The 23,656-nt window shown below is 55.5% G+C and carries 20 protein-coding genes; 19 read left to right on the top strand and 1 reads right to left on the bottom strand.

Going from position 1 to position 23,656, the window contains the following annotated elements:
* Nucleotides 1-35: 35 nt before the first annotated feature.
* The 5 genes from NYE48_RS16025 to NYE48_RS16005 all read left to right on the top strand — a co-directional run bounded on the left by NYE48_RS16025 (nt 36) and on the right by NYE48_RS16005 (nt 5,592).
* Nucleotides 36-1,553: a carboxypeptidase M32 gene (locus NYE48_RS16025; protein WP_212948436.1), complete on the top strand. Its 1,518-nt coding sequence runs from the start codon at nt 36-38 to the stop codon at nt 1,551-1,553.
* Between the two features lie 231 nt (nt 1,554-1,784).
* Nucleotides 1,785-2,795: an ABC transporter substrate-binding protein gene (locus NYE48_RS16020; protein WP_036708239.1), complete on the top strand. Its 1,011-nt coding sequence runs from the start codon at nt 1,785-1,787 to the stop codon at nt 2,793-2,795.
* Nucleotides 2,796-2,825: 30 nt separating this feature from the next.
* Nucleotides 2,826-3,602, top strand: coding sequence for an ABC transporter ATP-binding protein (locus tag NYE48_RS16015; RefSeq protein WP_212948440.1), 777 nt, complete (start codon nt 2,826-2,828; stop codon nt 3,600-3,602).
* A gap of 5 nt (nt 3,603-3,607) precedes the next feature.
* Nucleotides 3,608-4,453: an ABC transporter permease gene (locus tag NYE48_RS16010; protein WP_339324477.1), complete on the top strand. Its 846-nt coding sequence runs from the start codon at nt 3,608-3,610 to the stop codon at nt 4,451-4,453.
* A 158-nt stretch (nt 4,454-4,611) separates the two neighbouring features.
* Nucleotides 4,612-5,592, top strand: a complete 981-nt coding sequence (locus tag NYE48_RS16005; protein ID WP_036708246.1) for an aromatic acid exporter family protein — start codon at nt 4,612-4,614, stop codon at nt 5,590-5,592.
* A 76-nt stretch (nt 5,593-5,668) separates the two neighbouring features.
* Here NYE48_RS16005 and NYE48_RS16000 read toward each other — a convergent pair whose 3' ends face one another.
* The gene (locus NYE48_RS16000; RefSeq protein ID WP_340999382.1) at nt 5,669-6,094 is read right to left on the bottom strand and encodes a hypothetical protein; all 426 of its coding nucleotides are present in this window, start codon (nt 6,092-6,094) and stop codon (nt 5,669-5,671) included.
* A 208-nt stretch (nt 6,095-6,302) separates the two neighbouring features.
* Here NYE48_RS16000 and NYE48_RS15995 point away from each other — a divergent pair, with 208 nt between their 5' ends.
* From NYE48_RS15995 to NYE48_RS15930, 14 genes are all read left to right on the top strand, one after another.
* Nucleotides 6,303-6,863, top strand: coding sequence for an outer spore coat protein CotE (locus NYE48_RS15995; protein ID WP_036708252.1), 561 nt, complete (start codon nt 6,303-6,305; stop codon nt 6,861-6,863).
* Between the two features lie 124 nt (nt 6,864-6,987).
* Nucleotides 6,988-8,244: a putative amidoligase domain-containing protein gene (locus tag NYE48_RS15990; RefSeq protein ID WP_212948446.1), complete on the top strand. Its 1,257-nt coding sequence runs from the start codon at nt 6,988-6,990 to the stop codon at nt 8,242-8,244.
* A gap of 65 nt (nt 8,245-8,309) precedes the next feature.
* On the top strand, nt 8,310-10,997 hold the full coding sequence (gene mutS / locus NYE48_RS15985) for a DNA mismatch repair protein MutS (RefSeq protein WP_340999380.1): 2,688 nt from the start codon (nt 8,310-8,312) through the stop codon (nt 10,995-10,997).
* 44 nt (nt 10,998-11,041) lie between these two features.
* Complete coding sequence (mutL, locus tag NYE48_RS15980; protein ID WP_340999378.1) at nt 11,042-13,054, top strand: DNA mismatch repair endonuclease MutL; 2,013 nt, start codon at nt 11,042-11,044, stop codon at nt 13,052-13,054.
* Between the two features lie 60 nt (nt 13,055-13,114).
* On the top strand, nt 13,115-13,900 hold the full coding sequence (locus NYE48_RS15975; protein ID WP_340999377.1) for a class I SAM-dependent methyltransferase: 786 nt from the start codon (nt 13,115-13,117) through the stop codon (nt 13,898-13,900).
* Nucleotides 13,884-14,876: a tRNA (adenosine(37)-N6)-dimethylallyltransferase MiaA gene (gene miaA, locus NYE48_RS15970; protein ID WP_340999375.1), complete on the top strand. Its 993-nt coding sequence runs from the start codon at nt 13,884-13,886 to the stop codon at nt 14,874-14,876. Before NYE48_RS15975 ends, miaA begins: the two co-directional genes overlap by 17 nt.
* 20 nt (nt 14,877-14,896) lie before the next feature.
* A complete protein-coding gene (hfq, locus tag NYE48_RS15965; protein WP_036708256.1) occupies nt 14,897-15,136 on the top strand; it encodes an RNA chaperone Hfq in 240 nt (79 codons plus the stop codon).
* 189 nt (nt 15,137-15,325) lie between these two features.
* Nucleotides 15,326-18,019, top strand: coding sequence for a transglycosylase domain-containing protein (locus tag NYE48_RS15960; protein ID WP_340999373.1), 2,694 nt, complete (start codon nt 15,326-15,328; stop codon nt 18,017-18,019).
* 230 nt (nt 18,020-18,249) lie between these two features.
* Nucleotides 18,250-18,807 carry a DUF402 domain-containing protein gene (locus NYE48_RS15955; protein WP_036708258.1) on the top strand — a complete coding sequence of 186 codons (558 nt, stop codon included), beginning with the start codon at nt 18,250-18,252 and terminating at the stop codon, nt 18,805-18,807.
* Nucleotides 18,804-19,463 carry a YdcF family protein gene (locus NYE48_RS15950; RefSeq protein WP_340999372.1) on the top strand — a complete coding sequence of 220 codons (660 nt, stop codon included), beginning with the start codon at nt 18,804-18,806 and terminating at the stop codon, nt 19,461-19,463. The genes NYE48_RS15955 and NYE48_RS15950 overlap by 4 nt, the downstream gene beginning before the upstream one ends.
* A 79-nt stretch (nt 19,464-19,542) precedes the next feature.
* Nucleotides 19,543-20,529: an AAA family ATPase gene (locus tag NYE48_RS15945; protein WP_036708260.1), complete on the top strand. Its 987-nt coding sequence runs from the start codon at nt 19,543-19,545 to the stop codon at nt 20,527-20,529.
* A gap of 44 nt (nt 20,530-20,573) precedes the next feature.
* The gene (gene hflX / locus NYE48_RS15940; RefSeq protein ID WP_340999370.1) at nt 20,574-21,893 is read left to right on the top strand and encodes a GTPase HflX; all 1,320 of its coding nucleotides are present in this window, start codon (nt 20,574-20,576) and stop codon (nt 21,891-21,893) included.
* A gap of 2 nt (nt 21,894-21,895) precedes the next feature.
* Nucleotides 21,896-23,149 carry a methionine gamma-lyase family protein gene (locus tag NYE48_RS15935; RefSeq protein ID WP_212948459.1) on the top strand — a complete coding sequence of 418 codons (1,254 nt, stop codon included), beginning with the start codon at nt 21,896-21,898 and terminating at the stop codon, nt 23,147-23,149.
* A gap of 84 nt (nt 23,150-23,233) precedes the next feature.
* Nucleotides 23,234-23,647 (top strand): MerR family transcriptional regulator, encoded by a 414-nt coding sequence (locus tag NYE48_RS15930; protein WP_036708262.1) that lies wholly within the window; start codon nt 23,234-23,236, stop codon nt 23,645-23,647.
* The last annotated feature ends 9 nt before the right edge of the window (nt 23,648-23,656 follow it).

The raw sequence follows: 23,656 nt of genomic DNA, 5'->3' as shown, positions 1-23,656 counted from the left end.
GGAAGGTAAAAATACGTGGCGAGGTGAAACCTAAAATGGAAACAGACTTGAAAGCAAAATTGGAAGCATTTATGGAACTTGTCCGCAAAATTAGCGCATATAACGAAGCGATCTCGCTGATGCATTGGGATCTGCGCACAGGCGCGCCGCGCAAAAGCGTGGAGCTTCGTTCCGGCGTCATCGGCACCTTGTCCGCAGAGCAGTTCAAGCTGCGCGTCTCGGACGAAATGGGAGAGTACATAGCCTTTTTTACCCGGCCGGAAGTCGACAGCCAGCTGGATGAAACGACCCGCCGCGTCGTGAAGGAATGCAAAAAGGACTACGACGAAAACAGACGGATTCCCGCGAAAAAAATCGAAGAGTTCTCCGTTCTGTCCGCGCATACGCAAACGATTTGGGAAGAAGCCAAAGCCAACGACGACTTTGCTTCGTTCGAGCCGAACCTGGCCAAAATCGTCGATTTGCTGAAAGAGTTCATCGGATACTGGGGCGTCAAGGGAACGACGTACGACACGCTCCTCGATAAATACGAGCCGGATCTGACCGTAGCCAAGCTCGACGAAGTGTTCGGCCGGCTGCGCGACCGTCTGGTGCCGCTCGTTGCGGCCATTCAAGCATCTCCGAACAAGCCGGACACGACGTTCCTGGACCAAATTTTCGAACGGGAGCAGCAGGAAAAAATGGGGCTGTTCATCCTGGAGCAGATGGGTTACGACTTCGATGCCGGACGCCTCGACGAAAGCGTGCATCCGTTTGCCATCGGACTGAACTCCGGCGACGTGCGGATCACGACCCATTATTTGCAGGACGACGTGACCAGCGCGCTGTTCAGCTCCCTGCATGAAGGCGGACATGCCTTGTACGAGCAAAACATCAGCAAGGATTTGGCGGGCACGCCGCTTGCGACCGGGACGTCGATGGGCATCCACGAATCCCAGTCCCGCCTGTGGGAAAACATCATCGGCCGCAGCCGCCCGTTCTGGGAGCGTTATTACCCGGATCTGCAAAAACATTTCCCGCAGCAGCTCCAGGACGTCTCGCTCGACGACTTCTACCGTGCGGTGAACCGCGTGGAAAATTCCCTGATCCGGATCGAATCGGACGAGCTGACGTACAATCTGCACATCATCATCCGTTACGAAATCGAGAAAATGATTTTTAACGAAGGGTTGGAAGTGAAGGACCTGCCGAAGGTATGGAACGAAAAATACCGGGAGTACCTCGGCATCACGCCTCCGAACGACAGCCTTGGCGTCCTGCAGGACGTCCACTGGTCGGGCGGGGATTTCGGATATTTTGCGTCCTACTCCCTCGGCAACATGTACGCGGCCCAAATCATGAACACGATGAAAAAAGAGCTGCCGGAGCTGGATCGATACATCCGCGAAGGCAACCTGATTCCGATCAAGGAATGGCTGACCGAAAAAATCTACCGCTTCGGCAAAAGCCTTACGCCGGCCGAGATTATCATGCACGTGACCGGCGAAGAACTGAATCCGGATTACCTGGCGGACTATCTGGAAGAGAAGTATAAAGAAATCTACAAGCTTTAAGCGAAAAAAAAGCGACCAAAACCCCTTGAGCCGATTCGCGCATGCATCCAGCAGCGGATCAAAGCTCGGGGGTTTTTTGTTCTTTCTTGGGCAGCCGGCGAGGAAACATCCTGGCGTCGTTTCGTTTGCCAGGGCAGCCATTCCTTGTTTCCTGGCACTCGAAGGAATAACCCTTTGCTGGGCGCCTGCATATGATGGCAGTAGGCTAATGAAGAGGATGGAGGAAGGCGTATGACGAAAGGCAAACGCGGAATCTGGATCGGACTTTTCTCCCTAGTCCTGTGCGGAATGGTATTTTCGGGCTGCTCAGGCAGCGACGCCGCCCAAAAGGTAAAGGTAGGGGAAGTCACGAGATCGGTTTTCTATGCCCCTGAATATGTGGCGCTGGAAAAAGGATTTTTTAAGGAAGAAGGGCTCGATGTCGAACTGCAGACGATTCCGGGCGGCGACAAAACGATGACGGCGTTGTTGTCGGGTGCCATCGACGTCGCCTTGGTGGGCTCGGAAACTTCGATTTACGTGTATCAGCAGGGTTCGGAGGATCCGGTCATCAATTTCGGCCAAGTGACGCAGACGGACGGCACGTTTTTGATGGCGCGAAATGCCGAAGGGGAGCTTGATTGGAACAACGTCAAGGGGAGCACGTTCCTCGGCCAACGAAAAGGCGGCATGCCGCAGATGGCGGGCGAGTTCGCGCTGAGGAAGCATGGCATCGACCCGCGTCAGGATTTGAACCTGATCCAGAACATCGATTTTGCCAACATCGCTTCGGCGTATCTGTCCGGAACCGGAGACTACGTGCAGCTGTTCGAGCCGCAGGCGTCGATTTTCGAAAAAGAAGGCAAAGGACGCGTCGTGGCTTCCTTCGGGGAAGAAAGCGGCAGACTTCCTTATACGGTGTTTATGGCGAAGCAGAGCTACATCAAAAAACACGGCGACACGGTGCAAAAATTCACGAACGCGCTGCAAAAAGCGCAAAACTGGGTGCAGCAGCACAGCCCGGAAGAAATCGCCGATGCGATTGCTCCTTATTTTAAGGACACGGACAAAGGCATCATCGCTTCGGCCGTCAAACGCTACAAAGATCAAGGAACGTACGCGGCGGACCCCGTCGTGGACGAGGAGGAATGGAACAACCTGCTGGATGTCATGAGCCAGGCGGGAGAACTGAAGGAGAAGGTGCCGGCAAACGCGATCGTCGACAACAGCTTTGCCGAAAAAGCCAAATCTTCCGTCAAATAGCATTCCGAACGCCGAAAGGAGAATGGAAGCATGGAGCCGGTAGTCGAATTAAAGCATATCACACACGTTTACGTCAGTGACCGCGAAGCCTCGCTGGCCCTGGACGGTTTGGATTTGCAGGTATATCCGGGGGAGTTCGTGAGCCTTGTCGGACCCAGCGGGTGCGGCAAGACGACGCTGCTCTCGATCATCGCCGGGCTGATGAAGCCCACGAAAGGCGAAGCATTCGTGTACGGACGGAAAGTGGATGGACCCACGGCCGAGGTCGGATATATGCTGCAGCAGGATTATCTCTTCCCGTGGCGCACCATTTTCGAAAATGCCTCGATCGGTTTGGAGCTTACGGGACGGCTTGATCAGGAGCATCTGGCGCGCACCGGCGCTTTGCTTGAAGAAATGGGCCTTTCGGATGCCCGCAATCTTTATCCGCAGCAGTTGTCGGGGGGCATGAGGCAGCGCGTCGCGCTGGTGCGAACCTTGACGACCGATCCCGGCATCCTGCTGCTGGATGAGCCGTTTTCCGCGCTCGATTACCAGACGAAGCTGCAGCTCGAAGACCTGATCGCAGGGACGCTTCGCGAAAAAAACAAAACGGCGGTACTGGTGACGCATGATTTGTCCGAGGCCGCCGCCGTGAGCGACAGGGTCATCGTGCTGGGAAGCCGTCCGGGCAAAATCCGCAAATCGTTCGACGTGCCGGAACATATTCGCAGCGCAAGACCGCTGCTTGCAAGGGAGCAAACGGGTTTTAACGAATTGTTTCATGACATTTGGCGCGAAATGGAGAGCGCCGGAGATAAGGAGTGAGGGGAATGTCAGCTGTGGACGGACGCATCGGCGCAAGAGCGCCCGCTCTTTCGGAAGACGGCATACAGGCGCTGCATGCCGCGCATCTCAAACGCCAAAAAAGACAGCGGCTGCAGGTGTTTTCGGTTCAGATAGCGATCCTGCTGTTGTTTTTTGCGTTGTGGGAAATCGCCGGCAGGCTGAAATGGATCGACGTGCTGCTGTTCAGTTACCCGTCGAAAGTATTCGCCCAGATCGGCAAGGACGCCGCGAGCGGCGAGCTGTGGGGACACCTCGGCATCACGGTCGGCGAAACGGTGGTCGGATTCGTGCTCGGGACGCTGCTTGGCACGCTTATTGCGGTGCTGATCTGGTGGTCCCCGTTTTTGTCCAAGGTGCTTGACCCGTATATGGTCGTATTCAACAGCATGCCGAAGGTCGCCTTGGGCCCGATTTTTATCGTCATGTTCGGGGCGGGTTTTTTGTCCATTACGGTGACGACGCTGTCGATTACCGTGATCGTGACGACCTTGGTCGTATATAACAGCTTCTGCGAAGTCGATGCGAATCTGATCAAGGTGGTGCGCGTTTTCGGAGGCACAAGGACGCAGGTGTTCCAAAAAGTGATTTTGCCCGCATCCTTTCCTACGATTATATCCACGCTGAAAGTCAACGTGGGCATGGCTTGGGTCGGCGTCATCGTCGGCGAGTTCCTGGTGGCGAAAATGGGGCTCGGTTACTTGATCATTTACGGCTTTCAGGTGTTCAATTTTACGCTTGTGCTGTCTAGCCTGGTGATCATTGCCGTCGTTGCGACGGGCATGTACCAGCTTGTGGTTTACGTCGAGCGCAAGCTGCTGACGCACCGATGACAGCCTGGGATTGCGGATACTATGGAAGAGTTTGACTTTGCCATAAGAGTTGACAGGCCTGCGTAACATTGTGTTGGCCGCCGAAATCCGATACCATGGAATACGTCAAAAGAGGAGAGGATTGTTCAAATCCTGCTGCAAAAGAAAGAGGCGGTTTCATGGGCTTTCGGGTCATTAAAACGGCGATTGCGACCCTGATGGCGATCCTGGTGGCCGATGCGCTTGGCGTGACGGGACCGCTGTCCGCAGGTCTGCTGGCCGTGCTGGGCGTGGACGTCACCCGCAAACGGAGCATCAAAACGATTTCGGCCAGGTTTTTCGCGTCGCTTCTGGGTCTCGTTTTCGCCTGCGTGTTGTTTGAAATGTTGGGCTTCCATTATTGGGTGCTGGCGATTTATATTTTGGTCGCTTTTCCTGCCATCGCCCGCGCCAATTTCAAGGAAGGCATCGTCACGAGTTCGGTCGTGGTATTCCGGGTGTACGGGAACGGCAGCATCACGTTGCAGTCGCTTTGGACGCAGATCGAGCTTTTGGTGATCGGGCTCGGCTCGGCGCTGATCGTCAATTTGGCGTATATGCCGCGCGCATCCGACCAAATGGTTGAGATCCGCAAACGGGTGGATAAGCAGTTCTCGATCATCTTTTCCAAGATCGCCGAGTCGCTGCGCAATCCCGACGATATATGGGACGGGAAAGAAATCATCGAAGCCGGCAAGGAAATCCGGAAGGGAAAGGAAGCCGCGCACCGGGCGATGGAAAACCAGATGCTTCATCCGGACGAAACCTGGAGCATTTATTTTTACATGCGGAAAGAGCAGCTGGAGTCGATCCAGAACATGATGCAGCTGGTTTCGCATGTTTACCGGAAGCTGCCGCAGGCCGACGACGTCGCCGAACTGTTCGATCAGCTCAGCCGCGACGTCACGGAGGAGATCTACACCGGACGGACGGAATTTCTGCTGAGCCGTCTGGAGGAGGAATTCAAGCGGATGGAGCTGCCCGCAACGCGGGAGGAGTTCGAAATCCGCTCGGCGATTCTGCAGCTGAACCGCGAGCTTTCGCTTTATCTCAAATTGGCCAAAAAAAATAAAGCGCCGACCTCGGTGGCCGCAAGAAAAGCCGCCATCGCGTCGAAATGAAAGGCAATCGCAAAACCCCTGCCCCAGGATTCCGAAGAACCTGACCGGGCAGGGGTTTTGTTTGCAACGGGCGCGTTCACTCCACATGATCCGGCGGGAAATCCCCGCCCTCCGACACCAGCCTGACTCCCGCGGGACTGACCTCGTACTCCCAGGAATAACTTAAATTTCCCTCCGCAGGCGCCCCTTCTGGCCTGAAATCTTTCGCGTTCCACGTTTCCGTCAGCATGACGACGTAGACCGCGCCGCTTCGTTTTTTCGCGGCGGACGCGAACGTACCGGGGACGCGCATTCCCGGATCCGGACCGCCCCCGTGGATGATGCCTTCGATTTTGCCCTCCGTTTCGGGGAAATGGATGCGCTGCTCTTGGCGGATCACCTTGGCGATGGCGTCATCGGCCGAAAACGGCTCGTCCCCAGGCGGCCCGGACGCGGCGGCGCAGCCTCCCAGAATCCCTCCGAAGAGCGGCAGCAGGCAGGCCATTCTTTTTATCTTCTTCATTCGGCTTCACGCTCCATAAGAGCTAAGCTCTCTTGAATTTATTTTCTAAAACGCGGCGTCCGGCGGAAAAGTTGCGTTTTTTCGAGAATCGCCCTCATTCTTTTTCGGAAAGGAAGAATAATATTTCATACATTTATGCTCGTTTAATCAACAAATGCCTATGTCCTGCATACACTTAAGTGAATGATTGTATGGAGGAGGTTCAAAGATGTCATTAAGCGATAAACATCAATGTAGAGAGATCATCACGAAAGCGATCTGCGGCAAGGGTCGTAAGTTCTCTACCGTAACACATACCGTGACACCGCCTCATAATCCGACCAGTATTTTGGGGGCTTGGATTATAAACCACCAGTACGAAGCGGTTGCCGCAGGCGACGGAATTGAAGTTATTGGTACTTACGATATCAACATCTGGTATTCCTATGACAAAAACTCTCAAACCGACGTCGCGAAAGAAACGGTATCTTATGTAGAATTAGTCCCGCTTTCGTACCTGGATCCGAAACACCGGGCTTCAACCGTGGAGGTTTCAGCGGAGGCCACGCAGGAACCGAGCTGCGTTGAAGCCAGTGTTTCGTCAGGGGGAGGCAATGTCATCATCCGGGTAGAACGCGAGTTTCGTGTGGAGCTGGTGGCCGAAACCAAAGTTCGTGTGCTCGTGTGCGGCAGAGGCCATGGCGATTACGAAGACAAGGAATTCGATTTCAGCGACGACGGGGATTATGAAGATTTGGATCCTGATTCGCTGGATGACGATGAATTGTAAATCGCGGAAGCTGGAAAAGAGGTATGGTTTAATATATGACGAGAGGGCGGCGGCGTAGAGGGCGGATGCCCTCCTTTTTTATTTTTTTGCCAAAAAAATTTCGTTTGCGAAGGGAAGGGAGCCCATGGACAGTCGGGAAGAAGCGGAACGTTTCGGAAGCTGGTCCGTCCAGCTCAGGCATTCGCGCTTGCAAAGATCGGGAATCGGCTCGCTGCTCGTTCAGGGCGGAAAGCGGGACGGTCAGGAGGTGTACCGGCGCAGGTACGCGGTTCATGCCTCGGGACTGCAGGCGATCGAAATCGCAAGCGTGGAGGGAGCGAACCGGAATTTGCGCACTCCGATCGCGTTAAGCCGGGACCGGGCTTCCTCCCCTTCCCTGCTGAGGCAGCTGGAAAAAATGGCCGTTCGCAGCCTTTATACGCTGGGGCTCAGCGCGGGCGAGGTGATTTTGGTTTCCGCCGGAGGCGAAAGGAGATATGCGGTCGAGGAAGTGACGCCTTCCGCTTGGATCGGCAGCCGGCGGCTGAGATCGCTTTACGAGCGGGCGCAAAAGGAGCAGGAGCGCAGGCAGGCGGAGGGTCTGGAAGGCGGCTTGCCCCTCATGCTCGGCATGGATCCGGAATTCCTGATCGTGGATCCAGCGAGAAGCGGGGAGGTGGTGCCCGCATCCCGGTTTCTCGACAAGGAAGGGGAAGTGGGGTGCGACGCCGTTCACGGGGAAGGCGGGATATCGTATCCGATCGCGGAGCTGCGCCCGGAGCCGAGCGAAAGTCCGCGCGGCCTGCTCATCGGGCTGATGCGGACGCTCCGCATGGCAGGCGAGATGATCGGCGACCGTTCCCTCCACTGGCTTGCCGGAGGGATGCCGAAATCCGGTCTGCCCCTCGGGGGGCATTTGCATTTCAGCGGGATTGCGCTGACCGCGGAGCTGCTGCGGGCCCTCGATAATTATTTGACGCTTCCCGTTTCCGTCCTGGAGGCGCCAAGCAGCCAGAAGAGGCGCCCGAAGTACGGATACCTCGGGGATTTCCGCAGGCAGCCCCACGGCGGCTTCGAGTACCGCACGCTGCCGAGCTTTCTCGTGTCTCCGATGTTGACGAAAGGCATCGTGTATACGGCGCATTTGATCGCCACGAATCACGCTGAGCTGACGCGCCGCCCGCTGGATGAAGAAGAGCGGCTCCACAGGGCGTATTACGCCGGGCAGCGGGACGTTATCCGGGAATATTTGGAGCCGCTGCTCGCGGACCTACAGTCCCTTGCGGAGGAAAAAGAGGCCCAAAAGCACATCCTGCCTTTGCTGAACCGCATCCGGCAAGGAGGGACGTGGAACGAAAGCCGCGATATCCGGCCGCTATGGAATATTCCATTTCGCCCCTGATGATGAACTCCCTCCGATTTCTGCTATAATAGGGCGTGAGCAAAGTTCGAGTGTGGAGGTAAGTCATGGCAAAATATACGCCAATGATTGAACAATATTTGGCAATCAAGGAACAAGCACAGGATGCATTCCTTTTTTTTCGTTTAGGCGATTTTTACGAAATGTTTTTTGAAGACGCCGTGAAGGCGTCCAGGGAACTCGAAATTACGTTAACCGGCCGGGAAGGCGGCGGGGACGAGCGCATTCCGATGTGCGGGGTTCCGTATCATTCGGCCGAAGGCTACATACAGCGTTTGATCGAAAAAGGATATAAAGTCGCGATTTGCGAGCAAATGGAGGATCCCGCCGTCACCAAAGGGATGGTGCGCAGGGAGATCGTCCGGGTGGTCACGCCGGGGACGATCATGGAAGGCAAAACCGTTGCCGACAAATCCAATAACTACCTGGTGTGCGTCACGGAAAGCGACCGGATGATGGCGCTCTCCGCATGCGATATATCGACGGGCGAATTGTACGTCACCTCGGTGCTGTCCTCCGTCGAATGGCTGCGCGACGAAATCGGCATTTACGAGCCGGCGGAAATCATCGGCGACAGCCGCATGCTGGAGCTGATCCAAGCGGAGCAAATCCAGTGGAGCCGCCCGATCGTATATACCCCATGGGAGAAAAAAGAAGAAAACCTGGTGCGAAGCCAATTCGGGGAAGCGGCGTGGGCAAGGCTGGATCCGGAGCGCCGCCGCTGCGTCGCCGTTCTGATCTCGTACTTAAGCGAGACGCAGCGCCGCTCTTTGGGGCAGCTGACGCAGATCGCGCCTTACGAACCGGGCAATTACATGATCTTGGATCCGTTCACGCGCCGGAATCTGGAGCTTGTCGAGACGGTGCGCGACCGTTCGAAAAAAGGCTCGCTGCTCTGGCTGCTGGACCGCACGCAGACGTCGATGGGAGCGCGCCTCCTGCGGAGATGGATCGACAAACCGCTTCTGCAGCGGGGTGCGATTGAAGAGCGCCTGGAAGCGGTCGATCACTTGTACAACCAGTTTATTTTGCGGGAAGACCTCAAAGCTTCCTTGGACGAAATTTATGACTTGGAACGCCTCGTGGCCCGGATCGCGTTCGGAAGCGCCAACGGGCGCGGTTTGAACGCGTTAAAAGTGTCGCTTCAGCAAATTCCCGCCCTGAAGGAGCTTTGTGCGTCCTCGGCTTCCGCGACCTTGCGCCGCATCGCAAGCGAAATGGACGACTGCCGCGATTTGAGCGAAGCCATTGAACGGACCATCGTCGAGGATCCTCCGGTGTCCGTCAGGGACGGAGGGCTGATCAAGCCGGGATGCAGCGAGCGTCTGGACGAACTGAGGGAAGCAAGCACGAACGGCAAAAAGTGGATCGCCGAGCTGGAAGCGAAGGAACGGGAAGTCACGGGGATCCGGTCGCTCAAAATCGGATTCAACAAGGTGTTCGGCTATTATATCGAAGTGACCAAAGCCAACGTTAGCTCCCTGCCCGAAGGCCGGTACGAACGCAAGCAAACGTTGACCAACGCGGAACGGTACGTTACGCCGGAGCTGAAAGAGAAGGAAGGCCTGATCCTTGAAGCCCAGGAAAAAATGGTCGACTTGGAGTACGCCCTTTTCGCCGAGTTAAGGGATAAGCTGGCCGCCGAGATTTCGAGGCTGCAGCACCTTGCCGAGAAGGTGGCGGAGATTGACGTTTACCAGTCGCTCGCCGCGGTCAGCGCCGAGCAAGGGTTCGTGAAGCCGGTGCTGACGGACGGCTACGATCTCGTCGTCGAAGCCGGGCGCCATCCCGTCGTGGAGGCGGTGATGAAGGACGCTTCCTTCATCGCCAACGAAACGCGGCTGACCCGCGACGATGCGGCGATTCTGCTCATAACCGGCCCGAACATGGCCGGGAAAAGCACGTACATGCGCCAGGTGGCCCTTATTTCGATCATGGCCCAAATCGGCAGCTTCGTGCCGGCGGGCAAGGCTGAAGTGCCGATGGTCGACCGGATTTTCACCCGGATCGGCGCGGCCGACGACCTGATCGGCGGGCAGAGCACGTTTATGGTGGAAATGGCCGATATCCAGGTCATGACCGAAAAAGCGACGCCGCGAAGCCTGATCATCATCGATGAGCTCGGCCGCGGCACGTCGACCAGCGAAGGCATGGCCATCGCCCAGGCCGTCATCGAATACGTGCATGATACCATCGGCTGCAAATCGCTGGTTTCCACGCATTTCCATGAGCTGGCCCATCTGGAAGAAAGCCTCCATCGTTTACGAAATTACTCGATGGCCGTGCAGGAAAGCGGGGAAAACGTTCACTTCCTGCGAAAATTGGTGCCGGGACCCGCAAGCAGCAGCTACGGCATCTATTGCGCTCGCCTGGCAGGGCTTCCTTCTTCGATCATCGGACGGGCTTACGACTTGCTGCAAGGGATCGAGCACGGAGCGGCCCAAGCGGCTGCGGCCGCGGAAGCTGCGGAAGCTGCGGAACGCCCGCCCGTGACAAGCCCGGTTGCGGAAGAACCGGCCAATCCGGAGGCGCCGGCCGGGGCCGTCGTGCAGCTGTCGATTTTCGGCGAAGAAGAAGCGCTGCCGACGCCCAAAACGGCACCGCCCGCCGATAAGCCCGATCCGGCGATCGGCCAGATCGTGGACGCGATCAAAAGCGTGGACGTCATGAACATGACGCCGCTTCAGGCCATGCAGCTGCTCAACGAGCTCAAGATGAAGGCCAAGGATTTGTAACGGACGGATTATACGGCAAGCAAGAAAATGAAGGGGTGACGGATATGGCCAAAATTCATATCTTGGACGAGCATATTGCCAACCAAATAGCCGCCGGCGAAGTGGTGGAGCGCCCCGCTTCCGTCGTGAAGGAGCTGGTGGAAAACTCGATCGACGCCGGGGCGACCCGCATCGACGTTCACGTCGAAGAAGGCGGCCTGGAGAGCATCCGGGTAACCGACAACGGCTCGGGAATCGAGCCGGATGACCTGCAGACGGCTTTCTACCGCCACGCAACGAGCAAAATCGGCAGCAGCCGGGATTTGTTCCATATCACGAGCCTCGGCTTCCGGGGCGAGGCTTTGCCCAGCATCGCGGCCGTCGCCAAAGTTCAGCTGACGACGGCCAGCGGCGACGACGGGCTGGGCCGACGCATCCGCGTCGAAGGCGGCAAGCTGCTGGCGGAAGAAGATTCGCCCGCGCCGCGGGGGACGGATATCCAGGTAAAAGAGTTGTTTTTTAATACGCCCGCCCGATTGAAATACATGAAAACGATCCAGACGGAACTCGGCCACGTGTCCGATTATATGTACAGAATCGCCCTTTCCCACCCGGAAATCGCGATCACGCTCCGGCACAACGAAAACCAGCTGCTCAAAACGCTCGGCAACGGGGATCTGCTGCAGGTCATCGCGGCCATCTACGGGACGCAGGCAGCCAAAGCGATGCTGCCGGTCCAGGCGGAAAACCTCGACTTTGAGCTCAGCGGTTTCGTCAGCCTGCCCGAATGGACAAGATCGAACCGGAACGGCGTGTCGACGATCGTCAACGGCAGATACATCCGCAATTACGGGTTGAATCAGGCGATCCAGCGGGCCTACCATACGCTGCTCCCGATTAACCGGTACCCGCTTGCGGTGCTGGAGATCAGGATGCACCCGTCGCTCGTGGACGTGAACGTGCACCCGGCCAAGCTGGAGGTTCGCTTCAGCAAAGAGCAGGAGCTGTATCCGTTCATCGAGGAGAGCATCCGCCGGGTCCTCCGGCAGGAGGTGCTCATTCCTCAGGCGGTGAAGCAAAACATCGGCGGAAAAAACAGCGGTTCCTTCATCCAGGAGCAGTTCCATTTTTCGAATCGGAGCGCTCCCGTGCCTTTGGCGGACCAAAAAGAGGAGGCGGCGGCCGCGCTGGAGGCCGGACCCGGCCCCGTTTCGGCCGTTCCGGAAAACCGCCCTGCGCCCGAGCCGATGATCGCCACCGATTCCCAGGCTCCGGTTCAAAAGCTTCAGGAACGTCCGGCTGCCGGGAGCGGAGGTTCGTACGGAAGCGCCTCCCAGGACGCGTGGACGGCCGGAAACGGAATGGTCAGGGAGACGCGCCCGGCATCGTACCGGGAATGGGCCGCCCCTTCCCAGCAGCGGGTAAGCCCCAGCTCGAATCCCGGGCTGGCAAGCCGGCTGTTGGAGGCATCGGCGGACGCGCCCGCAGACATTCCGCCGTTTCCGGAACTGACGCTGATCGGGCAGCATCACGGCACTTACCTGATCGCCCAAAACGATCAAGGCTTGTACCTGATCGACCAGCATGCGGCCCATGAACGCGTCAACTACGAATATTATTATGAAAAATTCGGGCAGCCTGCCGATGCTTCCCAAGAGCTCCTGCTGCCGATCACGCTGGAGTTTACCCCATCCGAAGCGGAGCAGCTGAAAGACAAGCTGCAGTGGTTCGAACAGGTCGGCGTTTATTTGGAACATTTTGGCGGTCAAACCTTCCGCGTGCGCTCCCTCCCGTATTGGTTCCCGAAAGGCGAAGAAAAATCGCTGATCGAGGAAATGGCGGAGTGGGTGCTCGGTGAACGCAAAATCGACCTTGCCAAGCTGAGGGAGAAATCTTCGATCCTCTGTTCCTGCAAGGCTTCGATCAAAGCCAACCAGAAGCTGACCGAGGATGAGGCCAAAACGCTGATCGAACGTTTGGGAGCGTGCAGGCAGCCGTATACATGCCCTCACGGGCGGCCGATCGTCGTTTCATTTTCTACCTATGATTTGGAAAAACTGTTTAAACGGGTCATGTAAAACGGCGGCCCATTTTGAAGGACATCACCGAAAACTATACAAGCAGGATTGGAGAACGTCATGATCATTACAACAGGGGATAAGGCAGGGGAAGCCGTTATTCGCCGGGCCGAAGCCCTGGCCTCCCGAACCGGGGGCATCTACGTCCCGAGGCGCCATACGCCGCTCGGCAAAATGTCCAGGGCTTACGGGGACGACGACATCATCGTCGTGCTGGACGGCGGGGCGAGGCTGGTCAGACCCGGGGAGGAGCCGATGGAATTTCATCCCAGCATGGGGTTCATCCGTGCGAAACGCATTTTGAAGGGCGAAAGCGACCCGATGCTCGATGCCGCTTCCATGCATCCGGGCGACAGCGTGCTGGACTGCACCGCCGGGCTTGGAACCGATACGCTCGTGTTTTCCGTCAAGGGGGGGCCAGGTTCCCGGATTACGGCGGTGGAGAGCTCGGCTTCCCTGTCGGCGCTTCTGACCGAAGGTTTGGCCCATTATACCTCCAACGTGGAGGAGATCAACGAAGCGATGCGCCGCATCCGGGTCGTGAACGGCCATCATTTGGACGTGCTGCGCTCGATGCCGGACCGTAGCGTGGACATCGTTTATTTTGACCCGATGTTCCGCGAACCGCTGATGGATTCCACGGCGATTCGGCCGCTCAGGTGGTTTGCGAACAGCGATCCGCTTTCCCCGGACAGCATCAAGGAAGCCGTCAGGGTTGCCCGGAAAACGGTGGTGCTGAAAGAAAAAAGAGGCAGCGGGGAATTTGCCCGTCTCGGGTTTGCGGAGGAAACCCGGGCACATTCAAAAATTTCTTATGGAGTGATCACCGTTGACAGGGATAAATGAGCCCCGGAACAAACCGAAGCTGCTGGTGCTCGTCGGACCGACGGCCGTCGGTAAAACGCGGCTGAGCATAGAGCTGGCGAAAGAATGGGATTGCGAAATCATTTCCGGCGATTCGATGCAGGTATACCGGGAAATGGATATCGGCACCGCCAAAATCTCGAAGGAGGAGATGGAGGGAATCCCCCATCATCTGATCGATATCCACAACCCGGACGAGCCGTATTCCGTGGCCGAGTTTCAAGAGGAATGCCACAGCCTCATCCAGGAAATCCATGGACGGGGCAAGCTGCCTTTTATCGTCGGCGGAACCGGCTTGTACGTCGAATCGGTCTGCTACGACTATCGGTTTGCCCAGGTGGGGGAAGACAAAGCTTTTCGGGACGAACAGATGGCATTCGCCGAAAAATACGGGGCGGAAGCGCTGCATGCCAAACTGAAGGCGGTAGACCCGGCCAGCGCGGAAAAACTCCATCCCAACGACCAGAGACGAATTATTAGGGCTTTGGAAATCTTTCATTTGACGGGCATCCCCCTATCGTCCCAACTTGAGGGGCAAACCCGGGAGTCTCCTTACCGATTATGCCTGCTCGGTTTGACAATGGATAGGCAAATGCTATATAAACGTATTGAAGCCCGCATTGACGAAATGCTGAAGCAGGGTTTGGTAGAAGAAGTCTCTTCGCTGCTGAACAAGGGCTACGGAACCGACCTGGTCTCGATGCAGGGGCTGGGTTACAAACAGATCGCAAGCTATCTTCAAGGTCGCGAATCCCTCGAAGACGCGGTTGCGGTCCTCAAGAGAGACACCCGCCGGTTTGCCAAACGCCAGCTGTCCTGGTTCCGCCACATGAAGGAAATTTCATGGGTGGACGTCACGGAGCCCGTAAATTTTTCTGCTAAAATGGCGGAAATCCGTGATATAATAGCAGGAAAGTTTCTCTCAAATCTTGAATATACTTCAAAACAATCTAAATGAAACGTTGGGGGTACGGATAAATGAACAAATCCATTAATATCCAAGATACATTCTTAAACCAGCTGCGCAAAGAAAATATCCCAGTGACCATTTTTCTCGTGAACGGATTTCAGATTCGCGGCACCATCAAAGCATTTGACAACTTTACCGTTGTCGTGGATACCGACGGTAAACAGCAGATGCTGTTCAAACACGCGATCTCTACGGTTACGCCTCAACGCAATGTTTCATTGATGCAGGAGACGCAAAACGAGGGCTAACGCCGGAATTTGAAACTTTTCTGGATGATTTTCGTTTAAGTATATAGACAGCAAGGGGGAGCGGGGCGGCCGAACCGCACGCTTGCCGGAGATGTCTGTAGGCATAGAAAATGGAGCGGAGCAACCTTGACAAGGTTGTTCTTTTCATTCCAAAACCGAAAATCGTCCTAAAGGGAGTCAGGAGGCACCATGGATAACAATAAACTGTCGCGGACGGGCAACAGAAACAAAGAACAACCGTCCAAGACGCCCAAAAAGAAGAAAAGAAAGCTGTCAGGCAAACGCATCTTTTGGACTTTGTTTTTTACGTGCGCCATTGCGGTATTTTGCGCATTGGCAGGGTACTTGTACATCTCCGTCAACGGGGAGAGGCTGTATCAGGCGAACAAGGACAAAATTACGCTGCACGAAAACTCCAAGGTTTATGACCGCAACGGGAACGTGATGGGCGAGTTGTCGCTGCAAAAAAGCGACCCGGTCAACAGCGAGGACATTCCGAAGCTGCTCAAGGAAGCTTTTGTCGCGACCGAGGATAAACGGTTCTACGAGCATAGCGGCGTCGACCTTTGGTCGATCGGCCGTGCGGCGGTCAAGGACATCATCGCCCGCTCCAAGGTGGAGGGCGGCAGTACGATCACGCAGCAGCTGGCGCGAAACATTTTCCTGACGCGCGACAAGACGTTTTTCCGTAAGGCGACGGAAGTGTCGATCGCGCTGGCGCTCGACCGGAATTTGACCAAAGATGAAGTGTTGACGATGTATTTGAACCGGATCAACTTCGGCGGCCAGATTTACGGCATCAAGGAAGCGTCGAAGTATTATTTCGGAAAAAGCGATTTGAATCAGCTGGAATTGTGGGAGATGGCCACGCTCGCGGCGATGCCGAAGGGGCCGTCGAAATACAATCCGCTCCGTAATCCCGAGCTGTCCATGCAGCGCCGCGCGGTCGTCTTGAACTTGATGGCCGAGCAGGGCTACATTACGGCCGAAGAAGCGGAGAAGGCGAAAAAGGTCGTTTACGACTACGAGCCGCCGAAGAAAAAGCAAAACTACCAGAACTTTATGGATTACGTCATGAACGAAGCCGAGGATGTCACGGGCCTTAGCGAAGACGATCTGAACATCGGCGGCTATAAAATTTACACCACGATGGACGCCAACGCCCAGAAAGTGCTCGAAAAAGAATTTGCCGATTCGTCGAATTTCGAGAAGGGCAAAGACGATCAGCTCGTGCAGGGCTCGATGGTCATCATGAACCAGGAGAACGGCTCGCTCGTTGCGCTGCTCGGCGGACGCGATTATGAACGCAAAGGCTACAGCCGCGTCACCAACAGCCGCCGCCAGCCGGGTTCGGCATTCAAGCCGATCGTCTCTTATGCGCCGGCTATCGATTCAGGGGATTTTAACATGAATTCGCGGCTGAGCAACGAGAAACAGTGCTTCGGCAATTATTGCCCGACGAACCTTCACGGGTATTCCAGCACGATCAGCATGGAGGACGCGATCACGAAATCGGAGAACATCCCGGCGGTATGGCTGCTGAACCAAATCGGCGTCAAAAGGGGATATGATTTCGCGACGAAGCTGGGCATTCAGCTGACGGAAGAGGACAAAAACCTGGCGATGGCGCTCGGCGGCATCAGCAAAGGCACCAACACGCTGGAAATGGCGCAGGCATACGGGGCGTTCGCCAACGGCGGTACCTTCTATAAAGCTTATTCGATTAAAAAAATCGTGGACAGCGACGGCAAAGTCGTCTATGAACACAAGGACAACGGCGAACGGGTCATGAAAGAAAGCACGGCTTACCAAATGACCCAGATGATGCAAAACGTCGTCAACAGCGGTACGGGCCGCAAAGCCCGGATCGACAGACCGGTTGCGGGCAAGACGGGGACGACCCAAAGCGGGATCAAAGGTTACAAGTCCAACCGCGACGTCTGGTTCGTCGGCTACACGCCGGAACTGACGGCCGCCGTATGGATGGGTTACGACAAACCGGACAAAGACCATTTGCTCCATAACAGCAGTCCGCTTGCCGCGGCGTTCTGGGGCAAAGTGATGAAGCAGGCGCTTGAAAACTTCCCTGAGAAACAGTTTAAAGTGCCTGAAGATCTGAAGGTCAAAGAACCGGAACCGCCTGCTCAAGAGACACCTGAACTACATGTCAGCGGGCTGATCGCAAGTTATAGTCCGGATACGCAAACCGTGTCTTTATCATGGAACGGAGAGGGGAACGAAAACGCCGTTTACCGCCTCTACCGCAAAGCGTCGTCCGAAGCGGACTTCTCGGTGCTGCAGGACGGCATTCCGACGACAAACATCGATGATATCGGAACGGTCGCCGGCGAAACTTACGAATATTACGTCGTTGCCGTTTCTCCGGAAACCGGCCAGCAGTCCGATCCCTCTAACACGGTGAAAGTCACGATCGAGCCGCAGCCGGACGATCAGCTGCCGCCTCCGGATGAAAACACGGGAGATAACGGGCAAAACGGCGACGGAACGAACGGACAGGACCCTAACCAGGACGGCGGCTTCGATAACGGTCAAGGGAACGTTGATCAAGGCAGCGGCCAGGACCAAGGCAGCGGCAATAACAGCAGCGGCACTAACGGTAACGGGAATCATGGTAACAACGGCAACAATAGCGGCAGCAACGATCATTCAAACGGTAACGGTAATGGAAACGGCAACGGTAACGGAAACGGTCAGCAAAGCGGCAATGACGGGTCCGGCTTCGGAAACGGTGACTCGGGCGGCGTAACCGTACCGCCGGACGGCGGCGACGGCAGCACAACCGACCAGGGTAGCATCGAAAGTTTCCAAACCCCGGATAATACCGGTACAGTTCCGATTCAAAACGAAAGCAATAACCCGTAAGGCGGATCAAGAGCCTCCCATCGTTTGGGGGGCTCTTTTTCTTTTTGCCGGAGAGGACTCCGGGCGGCGGCAAACCGTGAGGAAACGGTCAATCGCCTTGTCAAAGGAGAGGCATCCGCAGTTTTTTCTTCTACTTTAGCCTGCGGTTGCGCTATATTAATGGTATATATTTTGAGTGTGTTTCCTAAATGTGATAAGCTGAAGCTAACATATTGGAGAGGGAAATTTCCATGAAACGAAAATTTGGAGATCGCGCGAACTGGCGCCGGATTTCCCGCCGGCGTTTTGCCTGCCGTTATGTGGAAAGCGAGAAATTTACCGGCTACATAACGCTCTACACCATTTACAATTTAAAAGAGCCGCTGTGGAAGCATTATGGAACCCATACGTACCGGATTGCCGATAAAGGTTATTCTTGGCTGCAATATTTTCCGAAAAACAGCCATTATATCGTGACGGCCATGTTCGATGAACGCCAGGAAATCATACAGTGGTACATTGACACCTGCAAAACGCAGGGCGTGACCGAGCAGGGCGTCCCTTGGTTTGATGATCTGTATTTGGACATCGTCGTCCTGAGAAACGGAGAGGTATTTCTGCTGGACGAGGATGAGCTGGAGGAAGCGCTCGCCCGCGGCGTCATCACGAAGGAAGATTACATGCTGGCGACGACAACGGCCAGGGAGGTATTGCATGCGATCAATGCCCATACGTTTCCGTATTTCCTGATGTCGTTGGACCATCGCAAGCGGCTGTTCGAGAATGGAGATTTCAGGAGGAAAACATGAACGGTTATGAACAAGGAACTGTCGTCCTGACGAAAAAAAGGCGCTCCCCTTTAAAACTGGCGCTTGCCATCGTTGCGGCGATGATCATCGCCGGGCTTTTGTGGTCCGGTTACGTGTATTGGAAAATGGACCGCGCGGCAAGCTCGGTCCTGAACGGGCCGCGCGACGTCGGCATCGTTTTGGGCGCCTCCATGTGGGGGGATGCCCCCAGCCCGGGGCTGAAGGAAAGGCTCGACGAAGCCCTGAAGCTGTACTATGAGAAGAAATTCAGCTATATGATCGTCAGCGGCGGATTGGACAAACCCGGCAATCAATATACGGAAGCGGAAGGGATGAGGAATTATCTCGTTCAGCATGGCGTTCCCGAATCGGCCGTCATTTTGGAAAATAAGGCGCGCAGCACTTACGAAAACCTGCTGTACAGCAAACAAATCATGAAAGAACGGGGATTCAAGAGTGCGGTAATCGTCACGCACCAATATCACGGAATGCGCTCCAAGGATATCGCGGATTTTTTGGATTACGAGGATCCCAAGCTTGGCCTCACGGAGTCCAAAACGCTGCAAATGAAATACCATAAGCCGCGCGAGGTACTCGCCTATACCAAATGGAAGGTCGATGAGCTCCTGCTGTGGCTCGGCTGGAAAAAGGGCTGAAACTGCTAATAACCGTCACCGAAGTAGAATACATTGAATAGAGAAACCATCTTGCGGAAGAATATGAGGTGATGGATGCATGAACGGGCGTGTTGCGGCCGCGAACGGCCGGCCGGAAGGCAGGCCATCCAGACAAATCAATGTGATTTTACGCAGCCAGGAGCCTCCTGTACTCAGCAGCGCCGTCCCGGAAAAGGAACCGGTGCAGGCGCAAAAAAACGTTGTACAGCACACCTTGTACCAGGAAATTCAGAAAGAACTGGATAAGTTGGTAGGCCTCGAAAATATTAAGGAGTTCGTGTTTGAAATTTACGCCCTGTTGCAAATCTCGCATATGCGCCAAGAAGCGGGCCTTGTGAGCGGAGGGCAAGTATATCATATGGTTTTCAAAGGAAACCCGGGAACGGGGAAAACGACGGTGGCGCGGATCATCGCAAAGCTGTTCCAGAAGATGGGGGTGCTCAGCAAAGGGCACTTGATCGAAGTGGAACGAGCGGATCTCGTCGGGGAATACATCGGACACACCGCCCAGAAAACAAGGGATTTGGTTAAAAAAGCGCTCGGCGGCATTCTATTTATCGATGAGGCGTACAGCCTCGCCCGCGGCGGGGAAAAGGATTTTGGCAAAGAAGCAATCGATACGCTCGTCAAGGCGATGGAAGACCATAAAAACCAATTCGTGCTGATTTTGGCGGGGTATTCGGAGGAGATCGATTATTTTCTGCAGACGAATCCGGGACTGCCTTCCCGTTTTCCCATCCAGGTAGAGTTTCCGGATTATTCGGTGGATCAGCTGATTCAAATTTCCGAACTGATGTCCAAGGAACGGGATTACATTTTGATGCCGCAGGCGATCATGAAGCTTAGGCAGCACTTGATTCAGGAAAAAAACGAAACCGAGCATGCCTTCAGCAACGCCAGATACGTACGCAACACGATCGAAAAAGCGATACGCAATCAGGCCGTCAGGCTGCTGAACGTATACGCGAATACGAATCCCGGGAAGCTTGAACTGATGACGCTCAGAACCGAGGATTTCAAGCTGGAGACGAAAGGTTCGACGTAAGGCTGGGAATGCTGTAAGGCTGCGGAAAAAGGGGCTCTTATTCATTGGCACATACCACATTTGACACGAATATGACCATACGCGACCGGGCGGTGCTGGTCAGCCTCGTCACGGACGAGGTCAAACGATCGGGCATCAACCCGGAGCATTCGCTGCAGGAACTTGTCAGCTTGGCCGAAACGGCCGGCGTCGAGGTGCTGGACGTGATTTCCCAAAACCGCGACGTGCCGGATGCCCGCTGGCTGATCGGAAAAGGCAAGGTGGAGGAACTGCGCCAGGCGATTCTTGCCGTGCAAGCAAACACCGCGATTTTCGATCATGATCTTTCGGGCGCGCAGGTCCGCAATTTGGAGCAGAGCCTGGACGTCAAAATCATCGACCGCACGCAGCTTATTTTGGATATTTTTGCGCAGCGCGCCAAAACGCGCGAAGGCATCATTCAGGTGGAGCTGGCACAGCTGTCCTACCTGCTTCCGCGCCTGTCCGGCCACGGCAAAAATTTGTCGCGGCTCGGCGGGGGCATCGGGACGAGAGGCCCGGGGGAAAGCAAGCTCGAAACGGACAGACGCCATATTCGCAGCCGCATCGGCGACTTGAAAAGGCAGCTTGAGGCGGTCATCAAACACCGCAAGCTGCACCGGGGCCGCAGGCAAAAAAGCGGCGCCATCCAGGTCGCGCTCGTCGGCTATACGAATGCGGGAAAATCAACCCTGCTTAAACAGTTGACCAGCGCCGATGTATACATCGAAAACCAGCTGTTTGCGACGCTCGATCCGACCTCGCGCACGCTGGAGCTTCCGGGGGGAAGCGAAGTCATTTTGACGGATACGGTCGGGTTCATCCAAAATCTCCCTCATGACCTTGTGGCGGCATTCCGGGCGACGTTGGAGGAAGCTAACGAAGCCGATCTCATTTTGCATGTCGTCGATGCTTCGTCTCCGATGCGGGAAGAGCAGATGAAGGTCGTCGATTCGATTTTGGAAGATTTGGGGGCTGCCGACAAACCGCAGCTGGTTTTGTTCAACAAAAAGGATGTTTGCACGCAAGAGCAGCTGGAGATGCTGCCTACCGGTCCCGGGCATTTGAAGATCAGCGCGTTGGACGAAGGCGATTTGCTTGCCGTGAAACAGGCGATCCAGGAACGTTTGTCCGGGGGAATCCTGTCGTTCCGGGTGCCTTCCGAGGATGGCAACGCCATGGCTTTGCTGTACCGGATCGGGGACGTTGTGGAGCAAAAATCCGAAGAACATGATATGATTTATAAGGTACAGGTTCACAAACCCGATTACGATAAATGGGGGCATATGGTCGAACCTTATCTGATCAGGGATGAAACGGGAAAAAGCAGAGGGGAAATTCGATAGACATGGTACAATTCGCAGAACAATTGGAACAATGGAAGGAAGCCGCGGAAGAGCGGATAACGGAGAGGTTTCGGCAGCTGGATCGCGTGATCGACCACAATCAATGGAAGGTCATCGAAGCGTTCCAGAAGCATCAAGTCAGCGATTTTCATTTTGCAGGCTCGACGGGGTATGCTTATAACGACCGGGGAAGAGAAGTGCTGGATCTGGTATATGCGGACGTATTCGGGGCCGAAGCCGCCCTGGTGCGCCCGCATTTTGCTTCAGGCACGCATACGATTTCCACAGCTCTTTTCGGGGTATTGAGACCCGGCGATGAGCTGTTTTACATTACGGGGCGCCCGTACGATACGCTGCATAAGGTGATCGGCCAAAAAGGCGACGGGACGGGGTCGCTGAGGGATTTTGGCATCACGTACCGGGAGGCCGCCTTGACGGCGGACGGAGGCATCGACTGGGATGCGGTGCGCGCAGGCATCCATGAATCGACGAAGGTAATCGGCATCCAGCGCTCGCGGGGTTATGATTGGCGCTCATCGTTTACCGTCGGCGAAATCGGCGACATGGTGAAAAAAGTGAAGGAGATCAAGCCGGACGTCATCGTGTTCGTCGACAACTGCTACGGGGAATTTACGGAAACGATGGAGCCGACGGAGGCAGGCGCCGACCTGATCGCCGGCTCGCTGATCAAAAACCCGGGCGGCGGCATTGCGGAAACCGGCGGGTATATTTGCGGCCGGCAGCATCTGGTGGACCTGTGCGCATACAGGCTGACCGCACCGGGCATCGGCAGCGAAGTCGGGGCCATGCTCGGGACGACGCGCGGCATTTACCAGGGGCTGTTTCTCGCGCCTACCCTTGTGGGACAAGCATTAAAAGGAAGTATTTTTGCGGCGGCCATGTTCGAGCAGGCGGGATTCGTCACCAAGCCGGCATGGAACGAAGCGCGAACGGATTTGATCCAAGCCATCTCGTTTAAAGAAGCCGGACACCTGATCGCATTCGTGCAGGGCATCCAACGGGCAGCCGCGGTGGACAGCCATGTCGTTCCCGAACCTTGGGACATGCCGGGTTACGATCATCCGGTGATTATGGCCGCAGGGACGTTCATTCAGGGGGGGAGCTTGGAATTGTCCGCGGACGCGCCGATTCGAGAACCTTACATCGGGTATATGCAGGGCGGCTTGACCTATTCCCATGTCAAGTTTGGGGTCATGTTGGCCTTGCAACGGATGATAGACCAAAAATTATTGTGAGTTTTTCTGACATGTCATTGACGCGACAGATCAGGAAAGGTACAATATGAGTGAGAAAAGTTAACTGGAAGGTTGAGATGAGTCATGGGTGATGAGATTCGCAGAAACATGGCATTGTTCCCGATTGGGATTGTGATGAAATTGACCGATTTGTCCGCCCGACAAATCCGGTACTATGAACAGCATAACCTGATAGTTCCTGCGCGCACCTCGGGCAATCAAAGGCTGTTCTCCTTTAATGACGTGGAAAGATTGCTTGAAATCAAATCCTTGATCGAAAAAGGCGTCAATATTGCCGGCATCAAGCAAGTGATGAACCCGGTGTCCAAGGAATCGGAGGAAGCGACCGTCATTACCGCGGACACGGAAGTAAAGCGGAAAGAGATGACGGAATCGCAGCTGCACCGGTTGCTCAAGCAGCAGCTTGTTTCGGGTAAGAGACCGGGCCAGGTATCTTTGATCCAAGGCGAGTTGTCCCGGTTTTTTAATAAAAAATAACGAGTCATA

This window comes from Paenibacillus sp. FSL M7-1455, assembly GCF_038004655.1.
In the GTDB taxonomy this organism is placed as follows: Bacteria; Bacillota; Bacilli; order Paenibacillales; family Paenibacillaceae; genus Paenibacillus_AQ; species Paenibacillus_AQ cookii.
The sequence above is the reverse complement of the archived record's forward strand: the minus strand, read 5'-3'. Positions and strand labels throughout refer to the sequence as shown.